The 15,554-nt window shown below is 44.2% G+C and carries 13 protein-coding genes; 10 read left to right on the top strand and 3 right to left on the bottom strand.

The genetic code is table 11. The annotated features are described in order from the left end of the window. Position 1: 1 nt before the first annotated feature. The 10 genes from IAQ59_RS12670 (at position 2) to IAQ59_RS12625 (ending at position 12,332) form a co-directional block, all read left to right on the top strand. On the top strand, positions 2-403 hold the full coding sequence (locus IAQ59_RS12670; protein WP_209331186.1) for an ATP-binding protein: 402 nt from the start codon (positions 2-4) through the stop codon (positions 401-403). A gap of 1 nt (position 404) precedes the next feature. Beyond that, positions 405-836 (top strand): rRNA maturation RNase YbeY, encoded by a 432-nt coding sequence (gene ybeY, locus IAQ59_RS12665; RefSeq protein ID WP_209331185.1) that lies wholly within the window; start codon positions 405-407, stop codon positions 834-836. A gap of 108 nt (positions 837-944) precedes the next feature. After that, on the top strand, positions 945-2,810 hold the full coding sequence (gene mnmG, locus IAQ59_RS12660; protein ID WP_209331184.1) for a tRNA uridine-5-carboxymethylaminomethyl(34) synthesis enzyme MnmG: 1,866 nt from the start codon (positions 945-947) through the stop codon (positions 2,808-2,810). Positions 2,811-2,872: 62 nt separating this feature from the next. Next, positions 2,873-3,700 (top strand): class I SAM-dependent methyltransferase, encoded by an 828-nt coding sequence (locus IAQ59_RS12655; protein ID WP_245189580.1) that lies wholly within the window; start codon positions 2,873-2,875, stop codon positions 3,698-3,700. Continuing rightward, entirely contained in the window at positions 3,697-5,457 is a 1,761-nt protein-coding gene (locus tag IAQ59_RS12650) for an Ig-like domain-containing domain (protein WP_209331182.1), read from the top strand. Before IAQ59_RS12655 ends, IAQ59_RS12650 begins: the two co-directional genes overlap by 4 nt. Positions 5,458-5,962: 505 nt before the next feature. Beyond that, entirely contained in the window at positions 5,963-6,403 is a 441-nt protein-coding gene (locus tag IAQ59_RS12645; protein ID WP_209331181.1) for a MarR family winged helix-turn-helix transcriptional regulator, read from the top strand. 21 nt (positions 6,404-6,424) lie between these two features. Continuing rightward, on the top strand, positions 6,425-8,830 hold the full coding sequence (locus IAQ59_RS12640) for a 3-hydroxyacyl-CoA dehydrogenase/enoyl-CoA hydratase family protein (protein ID WP_209331180.1): 2,406 nt from the start codon (positions 6,425-6,427) through the stop codon (positions 8,828-8,830). Positions 8,831-8,881: 51 nt separating this feature from the next. Continuing rightward, positions 8,882-10,057, top strand: a complete 1,176-nt coding sequence (locus IAQ59_RS12635; RefSeq protein WP_209331179.1) for a thiolase family protein — start codon at positions 8,882-8,884, stop codon at positions 10,055-10,057. Between the two features lie 49 nt (positions 10,058-10,106). Further along, positions 10,107-10,469 carry a four helix bundle protein gene (locus IAQ59_RS12630; protein WP_209331178.1) on the top strand — a complete coding sequence of 121 codons (363 nt, stop codon included), beginning with the start codon at positions 10,107-10,109 and terminating at the stop codon, positions 10,467-10,469. 72 nt (positions 10,470-10,541) lie between these two features. Next, positions 10,542-12,332, top strand: a complete 1,791-nt coding sequence (locus IAQ59_RS12625; protein ID WP_209331177.1) for an acyl-CoA dehydrogenase family protein — start codon at positions 10,542-10,544, stop codon at positions 12,330-12,332. Between the two features lie 267 nt (positions 12,333-12,599). On the opposite strand, the gene IAQ59_RS12620 is transcribed toward IAQ59_RS12625, so the two are convergent. The 3 genes from IAQ59_RS12620 to IAQ59_RS12610 all read right to left on the bottom strand — a co-directional run bounded on the left by IAQ59_RS12620 (position 12,600) and on the right by IAQ59_RS12610 (position 15,519). Further along, the gene (locus tag IAQ59_RS12620; protein ID WP_209331176.1) at positions 12,600-13,487 is read right to left on the bottom strand and encodes a T9SS type A sorting domain-containing protein; all 888 of its coding nucleotides are present in this window, start codon (positions 13,485-13,487) and stop codon (positions 12,600-12,602) included. A 276-nt stretch (positions 13,488-13,763) separates the two neighbouring features. Next, the gene (locus IAQ59_RS12615; RefSeq protein ID WP_209331175.1) at positions 13,764-15,062 is read right to left on the bottom strand and encodes a S8 family serine peptidase; all 1,299 of its coding nucleotides are present in this window, start codon (positions 15,060-15,062) and stop codon (positions 13,764-13,766) included. Continuing rightward, complete coding sequence (locus IAQ59_RS12610) at positions 15,052-15,519, bottom strand: hypothetical protein (protein ID WP_209331174.1); 468 nt, start codon at positions 15,517-15,519, stop codon at positions 15,052-15,054. Before IAQ59_RS12610 ends, IAQ59_RS12615 begins: the two co-directional genes overlap by 11 nt. Positions 15,520-15,554 lie beyond the last annotated feature (35 nt).

The raw sequence follows: 15,554 nt of genomic DNA, 5'->3' as shown, positions 1-15,554 counted from the left end.
AATGAAATCGATCAAAATTTCTATTCCTTCATTGATTGAAAACATAACAATCGTTGAAAGTTTCATCGACAATGCCAAGGTAAAATATCAGATAAACGACGATATCTACGGCAATATCATGATTTCTGTAACGGAATGTGTGAGTAATGCCATTATACACGGAAACAGGGAAGATCCAAAAAAGCAGGTTAAGTTAGTGTTGGAGTTTCATGAAAACCAACTGAAATTCATCGTTGAGGATGAAGGAAGCGGGTACGATTACCAACACCTTAAGGATCCTACCGCTCCCGAAAACTTAGAGAAGACTGGTGGGAGAGGGGTCTTTTTAATGAAGCATCTGTGCGATGAGCTCTCATTCGAAAATAATGGAAGCAAAACGACGCTTACCTTTTACCTAAATTGAAATGGCCATTCGCTTTTTTACAGAAGATACCTCCTTTGAGTTAAAGCAAAAAAACGCCTACAAAAAATGGCTGACAGCCGTAGCAGAAAAGGAGGGGCTATCTATCAAGGAACTTTTGTACATATTCTGCTCCGATACCTATTTACATCACATCAACCTAGCGTATCTCGCACACGATACGTATACCGATATCATTACCTTTGACCAAAGCGACGGAAAAAACCGCATAGAAGGAGAAATCTACATTAGTATTGATAGAGTAAGCGAAAACGCCAGCAAATTAAACCAAACGTTCGATCGCGAACTTAAAAGAGTAATCAGTCATGGGCTTCTCCACCTTTGTGGGTATAAAGACAAAACAACAGAGGAAGTCTCTATAATGCGAACCAAAGAAGAACAAGCCATCGATCAATTCCATGCAACCCAACAGTAGCTACTGTTCCACGTGGAACAGTACTTCACTAACCAGTACTTTGCGCAACAGAAAATTGAGGTATTAAATCAAAACTGTTCCACGTGGAACACCTAAGAAAAAAAAATCATGTTTCCAGAATATGACGTAATTGTAGTAGGAGCGGGTCATGCCGGATGCGAAGCAGCACATGCTGCTGCACGTATGGGATCTAAAGTACTCCTATGTACAATGAATATGAACACCATTGCACAAATGTCTTGCAATCCGGCAATGGGAGGCGTCGCAAAAGGGCAAATCGTCCGAGAGATTGATGCACTTGGAGGTATGTCGGGGATTATATCCGACAACTCTATGATACAGTTTCGAATGCTAAACCGTTCTAAAGGACCTGCCATGTGGTCACCCAGAACCCAAAATGATCGCATGCGATTCGCCGAAGAGTGGCGCCTAGCACTAGAACAAACACCTAACGTTGATTTTTGGCAGGAGATGATTCGGGGTATCATCGTCAAAAATGGCGTCGTAAGAGGAGTTCGAACTGGAATAGGAATAGAAATACCTGCAAAATCTGTTGTACTAACCAATGGAACGTTTCTCAACGGAATTATCCATATCGGAGAAAAACAGATGGGCGGTGGCCGAACCGGCGAGTCACCAGCTAAAGGAATTACAGAAGACCTAACAGCACTAGGCTTTGAATCAGGGAGAATGAAAACAGGAACACCACCCAGAGTAGATGGAAGGTCCCTCGATTACACCAAAATGGAAGAACAACACGGAGATGAATTCCCAGAAAAGTTTTCCTATTCACCCACTACACAAGCCTTAAAAAACCAACGCAGCTGCTGGATTACCTATACGAACAAAGCCGTACACGAAACCCTAGAGACTGGATTTGACCGATCTCCTATGTTCAATGGGCGAATTAAAGGATTAGGGCCACGCTACTGCCCGTCCATAGAGGACAAGATAAACCGATTTGCCGAACGAGAACGCCATCAAATATTCGTAGAGCCTGAGGGTTGGAATACCGTGGAGATCTACGTAAATGGATTTTCAACGTCCCTACCCGAAGATGTCCAATACAAAGCACTACGACAAATTCCAGGATTCGAACAAGCCAAGATGTTCAGACCAGGATATGCCATCGAATACGACTTTTTCCCCCCAACGCAACTGAAACCTACCTTGGAAACAAGACTCGTCAGAAACCTTTTCTTTGCCGGACAAATAAACGGTACAACAGGATACGAAGAAGCAGCATCCCAAGGCCTGATAGCAGGAATCAACGCACACCAAAACGTAAGGGATTTGGCACCTTTCATCCTAAAACGATCCGAAGCTTATATCGGCGTCCTCATAGACGATCTGGTAAATAAAGGCACCGAAGAACCATACCGGATGTTTACCTCCCGAGCGGAATTCAGACTACTATTACGGCAAGACAACGCCGATCTACGTCTAACTGAAAAAGGTTATGATATAGGACTCGCTTCCGAAGACCGCCTAGACAACGTACTTCAAAAGAAAGCCGCTACGGAACAGGTTATTAACTATATAAAACAGTTTAAGATAGAGCCAGAAATGGTTAATTGCGACCTAACGGAAATGAACACCGCAGTAATCCGAGAAAAAATATCGGTAGAAAAATTACTCAAAAGACCTCAATTAGGTATAGAAAATATTCGAAAATTAAATCGAGATTTGGACACCTACCTAGCAACGCACGAAAGAGAGGTGAGACAACAGGCAGAAATTCAAATAAAATACGAAAGCTATATCGAAAAAGAGCAAGCTATGGTGCAAAAAATGGCCAACCTAGAAAATCACCGGATACCAACCCATTTTGACTATGCTAAAATAACTGCTCTCTCTGCCGAAGGACGACAAAAATTAATTAAGATTCAACCGGAAACACTCGGACAGGCCTCTAGAATCAGTGGCGTGACACCCGCAGACCTATCCATACTAACTGTATATTTAGGAAGATAACCATCATGTACGAAAGACTAACCAAATGCCCGCTGTGCAAAGGCGTACTCTTTCTTAATCATATGGTGGTTAAAGACCACGCCATATCACAGGAGTCATTCACCCTGTGCAGATGCACCGAATGCGGATTAATATTTACCAATCCGAGACCAGACAAAGACCATATCCAATCCTATTACGACTCCAAAGATTATATATCACACGCTGATAAATCAAATAATCTAATCAACATTCTATATAAAATTGTTCGAAAATACACCAACAAACAAAAAATCAACTTTATCACCAAAAAGCTGAAGAGAAAAGGACGCATTCTAGACTATGGATGCGGAACAGGTTACTTCATCTCCGCAGCCGCAAAAAAGGGTTGGGAAACAGTAGGCTATGAACCGAATACAATCGCATTGGATGAAGCAAAAAAAAGAACTGGAAAATCACCAATATCAGATTTGGCCATCCTTAATAAAGAGAAGAAATTTGACGCTATCACCCTATTCCACGTACTAGAACACATACACGATTTAAACAAAACCATCAAATTAATCTTAAATCTACTCAAAAAACGAGGATTATTATTCATAGCCATACCAAATCTTAACTCAATAGATTTTAAACAAAAACAGGAAAACTGGGCTGCCCTCGACGTTCCTAGGCATTTGTACCACTTTAATCCAGATACCATGACCTATCTAGCCAACCAATACGGATTAAAAATTGTAGAAATTAAACCAATGGTTTTCGACGCCTACTATGTTGCATTACTTACAGATAAATACCTGGGACGAAAAAATCCATTGAGATCCTTTATAGATGCCTACCGGTACAACCAAGAGGCAAAGAAACAACAACACACACACTCAAGCCTTTTATATATCCTGAAAAAGAAATGAGACTTCTTTTTAATATAGCAAGCGCCTTCTTCCTCATCTTACTAACCACCGCCTGTGCAAAACAAAGCTCGCCGATGGGCGGCCCAAAAGATGAAGATCCCCCAGTTCTTTTAAATACAGATCCCGAAAATAATCAAACAAACCTATCACCAGATCAACTAAACCTGTTCTTTAACGAATTCGTAGCATTGGATAACCCCACCAAGCAGATAATTATCACCCCAAAAATACAAACAGACGAGGTAGAATTTTTAGCAAACAAAAACCGCGTAAACATAAAGCTGAACCAGGAACTAGAGGAAAATACAACCTACGTATTTAACTTTCAAAAAAGCATCCAAGATATCACCGAAAAAAACCCAGCAGAAAACATCAAACTTGTCTTTTCAACGGGATCCTACATCGACAGCCTAACCATTACCGGAAAAATCGCCTACATTCAGCCAACGAAAAATGAAGAAATGAAAGACATCCTTGTAGGACTCTATCAAGAAACCGATACGACCGATCTCTTTACCGCTGCTCCCTATTACATTGCCCAAGCTGACAGCGCTGGAAATTTTGAGATTACCAACATAAAGGCCGGAAAATTTAAACTATATGCATGGCACGATGAAAATAACTCTCTAAAAGCTGAGTATCGCAGTGAAGCACATGGTTATTATTCAGAACTCATTGATATACAGCAAAATATGTATGGATTCCATATAAATATATTCAAAGCAGATATTTCAGACCTAAAAGTGAATAGAGCCTCTACGGCAGGAAACAATTTTGACATTGTACTAAGCAAACCACCCATAAGCTACGATGTCATACATCCTGACACAGGCACAAAACTATTCGCCCGCCTAAACGACCGAACAATTCGTCTTTATCATACAGAGATACAAAACGATAGTACCGAAATATCACTAAGCCTGCGAGACTCCGTGGGGTTTGCCATTGACACCACATTCTATGCCAAATTCGAAGAGAGCGAACGACGCCCAGAAGACCTTGAAATAAAAGCCAATTCTGGACTTAACTTTGTCAAGACCCTACGAGCTGAACTCACATTCAACAAACCAATTATCAAAGTAAACTTTGATTCCCTGATGATCAAATACGACACAGCAGGTAGGATACCTATAGAACCCTATCATTTCCATTTCACAGACAGCAGCAAGTTCACACAGGCAATCATCGAAATCCAAATTCCAGACTCATTGAACTTTGAAACCTACCAAGTATACCTTGGCGATTCCTCGGTAATCGATATAGAAGGTATACCCAACAAAGAGAAACTGGAGGCGAATTACAAAAAGCTGAAACAAGATCGATTAGCAGACGGCATAAGCGGCTCTGTAGACACCGATGAATCACCCATATTAATACAACTACTAAATAAAAAAGATGAGCTAGTCCAAGAATTGTACCTAGAAAATACAACCATTTTTGAATTTACAAAGATAGAAGCTACCGATTACAAACTGCGGGCCATCATTGACAGAAACAAAAATCGTAGGTGGGACCCCGGAAACTTTCGCCAAAACACACAACCAGAACCCATTTACTATTTTGTAGATCAGGAAACTGGTTCCCAAGAATTCATCCTAAGAGCGGGTTGGACATTAACTGACATCGTATTGGAAAAACGACTGGACACAGGCTATTTCCCAGATTCTTCCAAAGACCCTTCATCACAGGAATTCGACCAAACAGACGAAATAGACTCCTTTGAAATCCCAGAATTTGACATTCATCCTACTCAATAGGACAGTGGATTGACGGTGGATAAACCTATGGACAATATGAATAAATCAGGTATTATACACATGGGCCTTCGATAACGAGATAAGCCTTTTCGCACTCTGTGGATAACAAGAAAGCTCCCCACAGCTATCCACAATCCAACAAACATCCAACTATAAACAACCGCACACAGAAACTTATCCACAAAAAAAGACTAACAAAAGGCAACAAACTCATTATCTAGCCTATATGAAAATAATGGAGGTGCATAACTAGTCAATTTGCAAAGGGAAAACATTCCCGAAAAGGTGGATAGAATCGCTCATCACACTTACCAACAAATCCACACCATAATAAAAACCACTACTTTTTTTTAAAATAATAAAAACCATTTTTATAAGGACGTGGATAACTATAACTCCGCCCACCTTTACATCGACCTAAAAAAAATCAAATCTATTTAGTATGCATGCATAACTTTTTGACTAAATTTAGGTAGTCCATGCAGAAATTACGTATACTAATCAGATGAAGAAAGAGGAGACTTATGATTTCCAGATAAAGTCCTGTTGGCATTCGATATCCAGAATGTACAACCAAAAAGCGGCCCAAGAGGATATTACTGCTTCTATAGGATATGTCTTGATCAATATTCATTCAAAAGAGGGAACACCGGCAACCAAAATAGCACCTATGCTAGGTCTGGAAACTAGAAGTCTTACGAGGGTATTAAAGAGTATGGAAGAAAAGGGACTCATTGAAAGGAGGCCCGATCCCTTGGACCGTCGTTCTGTGCGTATATTCTTAACGGAACTGGGTAGGGCAAAAAAGGCAAAATCCGTAGAGACTGTGATGGATTTTAACCTAAAGTTGCAAAAGGCATTGACGGAGAGCGAGTCAAACAGTTTTTTCAGAATTTTCCAAAAAATCAATGAAGTAATACTTCAGAATCAAAGACATGAATTTTAATAATAAACCGAAATACAGCTTATGAACAGAATCATTCAAAAAGTAGCCGTTTTAGGATCTGGCGTGATGGGTTCCAGAATAGCCTGCCACTTTGCTAATATCGGGGTGCCGGTACTTCTATTGGATATTGTGCCACGCGAGCTAACCGAACAAGAGCAGAAAAAGGGTCGCAGCCTGGAAGACAAGGAGGTAAGGAACCGCATAGTAAACGAGGCTTTGCAAAATGCCCTTAAATCAAAACCATCTCCGATTTATGACACAGCCTTTGCTTCAAGGATAGCTACTGGCAACCTCGAAGATGATCTGCCCAAAATCAAAGCGTGCGATTGGGTGATAGAGGTCGTGGTGGAGAAACTGGAAATCAAGCAGGCTTTATTTGAAAAGGTAGAACAGCATCGAAAGCTGGGCACGCTCATTACTTCCAATACGTCTGGTATTCCCATGCAATTGATGTGTAAAGGCCGATCGGAGGATTTCCAGGTGCACTTTGCAGGAACCCACTTTTTCAACCCGCCCCGGTACCTCCGTTTGTTGGAGATCATTCCCGGTCCTAAAACCGATCCGAAGATCGTTGATTTTCTGATGGGATATGGTGACCGCTTTTTGGGAAAGGAAACCGTGTTGTGTAAAGATACTCCGGCTTTTATTGCGAATAGGATCGGTGTGTATTCCATCATTTCCGCTATCCATACGATTGAGAAACTAGGTATGGGCGTATCTGAGGTCGATAAACTCACAGGTACCGTCATCGGCAGGGCCAAATCGGCCACCTTTCGCACCATGGATGTAGTAGGTCTCGATACTACGGTAAATGTAGCTACTAATTTAAAGCAGGTGCTCTCCCACGATGAATCCAGAGATCGTTTTGAACTTCCTAATAGCATGAAAGTACTCCATGAAAACAAGTGGTTGGGGGACAAAACGGGCCAAGGATACTTCAAGATGATTCGGCACAAGGATGGCAGCAAGGAACTGATGGAAATAGACCTTCAGACCATGCAATACAAAGCAGCCGATAAGCCGAGGCTAAAATCGCTGGATGAAGCCAAACCGATCGAGAACCTCAAAGAGCGTATCCGGTTTTTGGTAAACTACAACGATCGATCAGGGGAGTTTTTCAGGGAAACCTTTTATGATTTGTTCAGGTATTGCTCCTTCCGAATTCCAGAGATTGCCGATGAGCTCTATCGCATCGACCAGGCCGTAAGTGCCGGTTTTGGCTGGGAATACGGCCCCTTTGAAAACTGGGACATATTGGGAGTAAAAGAAACCGTCACCAACATGGAGAAAGCCGGTCATAAGCCCGCAGATTGGGTATATGACATGTTGGATGCAGGAAATGACTCTTTTTACAAAGTGGTGGACGGAAAGAGAAACTATTACGACATCCCATCCAAATCGTACCGGGAAATACCGGGCCAGGGAGATTTCATATTGATCGACACGCTAAAAGGCGGTAATAAAAAAGTATGGGACAATGAAGGTGCTACGGTCTATGACATGGGAGATGAAGTGCTTTTATTGGAATTCCATACTAAAATGAATTCCCTCGGTGCAGAGGTTGTGCAAGGAATAAACACCGCGATCTCCATGGCTGAAAAGAATTACAAGGGCTTGGTGATAGGAAACGAAGGGGGCAATTTTTCGGCGGGAGCGAATCTTGCCATGCTGTACATGTTTGCCGGGGATCAGGAGTATGATGAGATCAACCTGATGATAGCGCAGTTTCAGAATACCATGATGCGCGTGCGCTATTCAGACGTGCCGGTGGTGGTGGCACCCCATAATATGGCACTTGGCGGGGGATGCGAAATGTCCCTGCACGCGGATGCTATCCAAGCCCATGCGGAATTGTATATGGGTTTGGTGGAAGTGGGAGTAGGACTGATTCCTGCTGGCGGTGGAACCAAGGAAATGACCCGACGCTTTGCCAATGGGATCGTACCAGGAGACGTCGAACTGAACCGTTTGCAGGAGATATTTATGAATATTGCCATGGCAAAGGTGTCTACATCCGCTGAGGAGGCACGTAGCCTAGGTTATTTGGAGGCAAAAGATGCGATTACACTCAACCGTAAACGACAGTTGGCCGAAGCTAAATCGCGGGTGCTCTCGCTCTATGAACAGGGTTATACCCGACCCATACAGCAGACCAACATCAAAGTGCTCGGAAAGACGTCTCTTGCGTTGTTTGAGGCAGGGATCACGGGCATGATCTACGGATCCTATATCTCTGATCACGACGCCAAGATCGCCCGAAAGTTGGCCTATGTCATGAGCGGTGGCGATCTATCCAGTGCCACGGAGGTCAGTGAGCAGTATTTATTGGACTTGGAAAGAGAGGCCTTCTTGAGTTTAACAGGAGAACAGAAGACACTTGAGCGCATTCATAGCATACTCTTTAAGGGCAAACCCCTCAGAAACTGATGTATTTAAGGAGAAAATCAGCATGTTTTTAACCCCAATAACTGAAAAAAGATGGAAGCATATATTGTAAATGGATATAGATCAGCAGTAGGAAAGGCCAAGAAGGGAGGTTTCCGCTTTTACCGCCCGGACGATCTGGCCTCGGATGTGATCAGGTTTTTGATGGAAAAGGTGCCCCAGGTAGCTCCGCAGCAGGTAGACGACCTGATTGTGGGCAATGCCATTCCGGAGGCAGAACAGGGCATGCAGATGGGACGTATGATCGCACTGCTAGCCTTGGGCAAGGATGTCCCCGGAGTTGTGATGAACCGCTATTGCGGATCCGGAATCGAAGCCATCGCCTTGGCAACGGCAAAAATAAGATCCGGCATGGCCGATTGCATCATTGCTGGAGGCACGGAGTCCATGTCCATGCTGCCCATGATGGGATACCGCACAGCCCTCAACTGGGACATAGCATCCAAAAACCCCGATTATTACCTGAGCATGGGCCTCACAGCGGAGGAGCTCGCAAAGGATTACAACATCACCCGCGAGGATGCGGATCGTTTTTCTGTACGCTCCCACGAAAGAGCATTAGCGGCAATCAAGGAGGGTAGATTCAAGGACGAGATCGTTCCCGTGACCGTAGAAGAAACGTACCTGGACCAAAATCAGAAGCGAAAAACCCGATCCTTTACCGTGGATACCGATGAAGGGCCCCGTGCCGGTACCACGCTGGATGTGTTGGCAAACCTGAAGCCAGCATTCAAGCAAGGCGGGCAAGTAACTGCCGGCAATTCCTCCCAAACTTCCGATGGAGCGGCCTTTGTGATGGTCATGTCAGAGCGGATGGTGAAAGAACTCGACCTGGAGCCTGTGGCGCGTTTGGTGTCTTACAGTGTGGCCGGCGTGGAGCCTAGAATTATGGGTATTGGTCCCAAAGAGGCAGTACCCAAGGCGTTGAAGCAGGCAGGATTGACCCTGAATGATATCGACCTTATCGAGCTCAACGAAGCTTTTGCCACCCAAGCCTTGGCGGTGATCCGAGCCCTTGACATGAACGAAGATATCGTCAATGTAAACGGCGGCGCCGTGGCCCTGGGCCATCCGCTCGGATGTACCGGTGCCAAGCTCACCGTGCAGATCATCAACGAACTAAGACGCCGAAACGGAAAATATGGTCTCGTCACCGCCTGCGTAGGAGGCGGCCAAGGTGTTGCAGGTGTGGTGGAGTTGTTGAGATAGACGGTTAGATAGGAGATTTGAGATGATTAGATTTTAGGATAGTTCCGCCATGCACCGGCACAAGGATTTAGAAATATGGAAAAGAGGCATCGAGCTAGCAGCTTTAATCTATAGAATAACTGATTCCTTTCCGGAAAAGGAACGGTTTGGTTTAAGTCTGCAGATTAGGCGTTCTTCCGTTTCTGTTCCATCTAATATCGCAGAAGGCTCTGGGAGAAGTTCTGAACGGTGGTTTCTTCATTTTCTAAACATTTCCTATGCATCTTTAAACGAGCTCGAAACCCAATTGATAATAGCAAATAGGGTTGGTTATCTATCCGAAACAGAATTTGAAATGTTAAGCAGTGAAGTTAGTCAGCTTCAAAAGATGATCTTTAAGTTAATTCAAAATAAACGACGTGAAATAGGATAAAGAAACAGATATCTCATCGTCTTATATCTAATTTCTAAAATTCTCATATCTCACGTCTAACTACTAGACCAAATGAAAACCCCAATAAACGGAGGAGAATTCCTCATCAAAGAAACCAAGGCTGCGGATGTATTTATTCCGGAGGAATTTAGCGAGGAGCAGCTGATGATGGCACAGGCGTGCCAGGATTTTGTGGATATGGAAATCATGCCCAAGGCAGAAGCCATAGATGGCATGAAGGATCCGGACTTAGTTCCGGGTATTTTGAAAAAGGCGGGTGAACTAGGTTTACTAGGTATCTCGGTGCCGGAGGAATATGGCGGCTTGGGTATGAGTTTCAATACCTCTATGTTGATTGCCGATATCATAGGCTCGGCGGGATCTTTTTCCACCACCTACGGTGCCCATACCGGAATAGGTACACTGCCCATTCTCTACTACGGCACGGAGGAACAAAAGCAAAAGTACCTGCCCAAGCTCGCCAATGCGGAGTGGGCAGCCTGCTATTGCCTTACCGAGCCGGACGCCGGATCTGACGCAAATTCCGGGAAAACGAAGGCAACCCTCACCGAAGATGGAAAACATTACCTGATCAATGGACAGAAGATGTGGATCTCCAATGGAGGCTTTGCGGATCTGTTCATCGTATTTGCCCGTATTGAGGATGACAAATACCTTTCAGCCTTTATCGTGGAGAAAACCTTTGGCGGAATCACCATGAACGAGGAAGAGAAAAAAATGGGCATCAAGGGATCTTCCACCCGGCAGGTTTTCTTCAACGACTGCAAGGTGCCCGTGGAAAACCTGCTTTCCGAACGTGGCAACGGTTTTAAGATCGCTGTCAATATCCTGAACATTGGGCGAATTAAGTTGGGAGCCGGTGTGTTGGGTGGCTGCAGGACCGTCCTGGGCAATGCTATACGCTATGCCGGCGAGCGCAAACAGTTTGGCGTGAGCATCAATACCTTCGGAGCTATCAAACAAAAACTTGCAGAGATGGCGGTACGAACCTATGCCTGCGAAGCCCTGTGCTACCGGGCGGGTCAGGATGTGGAAGACCGCATGGCAGCTTTGGCAGCCGAGGGCTTGAGTGATGCCGAGGCAAAGCTAAAGGGACTGGAGCAGTTTGCGATCGAATGTGCGATAGCCAAGGTGCATGGTTCCGAAGTACTCGATTATGTAGTAGATCAGGGCGTGCAGGTATATGGAGGCATGGGCTACTCGGCAGATGCACCGATGGAAAGAGCTTACCGCGACGCCCGAATTTCCAGAATATACGAAGGAACCAATGAGATTAACCGCATCCTGATGGTAGGGATGTTGCTGAAACGTGCCCTGAAGGGGGAGATTAATCTGATGGGCCCTGCCATGGCCGTAGGAGAGGAGCTGAAGGCGGTGCCCAGCTTTGAGCAGGTGGACACTTCGCAGCCCATGGCGGCCGAGAAGGACGTGCTCAATAAACTGAAGAAGGTGTTTCTCATGGTAGGAGGAAGGGCCGCACAGGTCTTGGGTGCCAAGATCGACAGCGAGCAGGAGATTATGATGAACCTCGCGGATATCATGATTGAAATCTATGCAGCCGAATCGGCCGTGCTCCGCACAGAGAAGCTTATTTCGCAAAGGGGCGTAGCGCAAACCCGGATTCAGCAGGCTGCCACCCAGGTTTACCTTTTTGAGGCAGTGGAAAAAATTCAGACCGCCGGAAAAGAAGCTATCAATTCATTTCTTTTAGGAGATGAACAAAAGGTTCTACTGATGGGGTTGAAGCGGTTTACCAAAATGGAAGCTGTCAATGTAAAGGAACTTCGCCGGGAAATAGCCGATGCGTTGATAGCCAAAGGGAACTACCTTTTCTTCCAGTAAATACGGTAATCCCAGTGGCTTGGCCCGATTGATTAAACAGGCCTTTGTTCATTCTACGGAATGGGCAAAGGCCTTCGTATTTTACTATTTTTTAGCAGAGCAGCGAATATATCCCATCCATTTTTCTTTGCTCCTCTGCGTGAACCTTTTTTATCGGAGAGACCGAGATGACAGCGCAGCGAGCGGATAGAGGTGTCTTCGGTAACTGCAAGTCCTAGTGAATACCGTAGCATGGTCCCTCTTTGCCATCTGCTTTAGGGACGGTCTTTACTCCACCCTAAGCTGCCGGACCACGGTGCCGTTGCGGTGCTCCAGGTGGACGATGTAGATGCCCGGCGTGAGGTGGTTGATGTCCAGTTGATAGCTGTTGCCCTCGGGCACATTCTCCACGCACAGTCTTTCGGCGCCCACGATATCAACTACCCGTATGCGGTGGGGCGGGGTGTTGAAGCTGTACTGTTGGAATTCCCTGCTTCCTTTATTTTCAGCTTGCAGGACCGATTTGGCCGCATCGTCCAGTGGTGTTTCGGTAAGTGCTATGGTCACGTTGCCGTTCGCCGGATTGGGGTTGATGCCCACGGAGAAGTAGGAACATCCCCAGGAATCGACGTTGAAATGTACCGTCCTCAGCGCCCCCTGTCCGCAGGAGTTGACGGCCCGTACCCGGACGATATAATTGTCCGGATTGGTAAACCAGCAGGCCAGCACTTCGTTTTTAGTACCTGCCGTAAAGCAGGATACCCCTGAGGGCTGCTCCCAGATAAAGTTGGTAATATCGCTTGCCTTATTTCCGGCAGGATTGGTGTTGTACGGATCGTAAAAGGCGTTGATGTAGGTGTATTCGTTCATACAGATGGGATAATAGTTGGCGTCCACTTGCATGCCGGTGTCGGGTACGCCCACCCAGATCTGCTTCTGCACCTGAAATTCCCCGCAGCCGGTATCTATGGTGTAGGTGAGCGTAGCCAGTCCGCTGCTGCTACTGTGCATTGCCCGAAGTGCGGCGGTGGCACCGGTGCCGCTTCGTCCGGTAGTGGGGAATAAATGCGTAGGAGATACGGCCCAGCTTACCGTCTGCCCGGCAGGTACGTTTTGTAGCGTGAAGTTTGTGTTTGTGGTAAAGATGCGGTCGGGGCCGGTTATTGCAGCTTTCATTTTAAACGATTCAATTAATGCTTTGCAAGCATCAACCCTGCCAAATCCCATTTGAATATTCCAACTTAAGTTGGAAACATGCCCTTGGCCGAGCGTATAAGTGTACCCACCCACCTTTTGCGCCGATTTTCTTAATATATCCGCAACTTCTAAGTAGGTGAAGTCGTTGTTCAAGGAAAGTATCAGGGAAACTATGCCTGATACTTGAGGCACTGCCAATGATACACCGTCTGCAACTGTATAATTTTGACTTGGGTTGTTTATTGGGTTGGGATTTTAATTCAAAGTAGGAATATCTGTTCCAGGTGCTACAATATCCAGTCCACTTCCGTAATTTGAAAAAGTAGATTTTTGGTCATTCCTATCAGTGGCTCCTACAGCAATAGTTTTAGGATAAGCAGCAGGATATTTTAATTCGTTTAGATTATGTTTACCACTAGCTGCTACTACTATAGCCCCTTTATTACCCCGTCCTAGCGAAGTAGCATTATCGATTGCTTCCTCAATTTCTGGATAGTCAACGTAAAAACCCCAAGAACAATTAATAATCGAGGCCCCGTTTAGCCATGCGAAATCAATGGCATCTGCCCATTTCTTCCTGATCGATGGGCTAGAAACATTTGAATTAGTTATGGACATTAACGGAGAATCAGGGCTAGTTCCAGCAATTCCATCGGAATTATGGTCTGCCCCAACTATTCCTCCGACAACCATCCCATGTTGTAAACAGCAGTATGCGGGAGACTGTCCCAAATCTGCATCGTAGCTTATCGGGCTTATATTAGTGAGGTCGGGATGGTTGGATTGTAGACCCAAGTCAAGTATTGCTACAACTATATTGCTGGCACCTTTGGTAATATCCCAGGCTCCTGTGATATTAATATCTGCATTTGGTGTTCCTCCCGACTGTCCGGTATTCAAGAAATTCCATTGAGTGGAAAACAGGGGATCTGAAGGAGGTGGAAGAAGTCCTAAAAACTCTATGTCTTCCATAATATCCGGAATAGCAAATTGGAATAACTTAGTTTCATAAAATGTATTTGCCATTTGCAAAGCATTTCCTTTCGAACCAATATCACAAGACAACGTATACCACAAGGGCCTGAAAGTATGGTTTCCAACTATCTTTACATTATTTGCGTTGGCTATTGAATCCAATAGCGCAAAATCAGTACTAGATTTTAGCCTAACCGTAAATAAATGGGAGATGCCTACCTCGATATTGGAATCGATACTAAAAAACGGCATTGTATAATGATCGTTGCTTATATTTTTAATGGCGGATTGATTGGAAGACACAATTGCATAAGAATATGCGACATCCCGATTAATGGCATTTATTGCTCCGAAACTGTTTTCATTTTCAAACTGAATTGTTTCTCTTGAAGCAAAACCCAATTGATTAAGTTTATTTTCATCAACTTTTCCTTCAAATTTTACATAAACTTTTTCGGGAAGTTCATTCAATGGGATTTTCTTATCACCTGAGTAGTAAAAGTACGTTTCTTGAGAGTAAGAATATTCTACTAGGTTAATTGAGAGAAAGAAGAATAAGAGCAAAATTTTAATTTTCATAAACTTGGACTTTAATTTCATTTTGAGAAAAATCGTTGGGAATGACTCCAAAGCAATAAATAATACCTACAGTTTGAAAATCTGAAATATTTACACTTATTTCATACACGAGTTCAATATCATTTTTTAAAAATAACCCTTGACCTCTAAACACCGGAAATTGCGTAGATTCAATCCTAGTAACTAAAAGGAAAAAATTATCAAAATCTATTTCCGGAAATTCGTCAGAGCAGGAATTGATGACTTCCAAGCCTTCCCTGTCTGCGATACGAATGGATTGCTGATTTAAGAAATTCTCTTCAAAATCCATCAAACAGCTACTTGAGTACATCCAATATGTATCGACAGGTATTTCCGTTTTAATGGGCTCCTCTTCCGTTTCAGTACATGAATTAAATAGAATAACAATTCCCACTAAAAAAATCCATTTGAAATTAAAGTTCTCAATACGCTTCATAGGTATACCATTTAAATAAAACACTCTTTACAATT

It is taken from the genome of Lunatimonas salinarum, from assembly GCF_017811155.1.
Lineage (GTDB): Bacteria > Bacteroidota > Bacteroidia > Cytophagales > Cyclobacteriaceae > Lunatimonas > Lunatimonas salinarum.
This window is presented reverse-complemented; position numbering and strand designations above follow the sequence as displayed.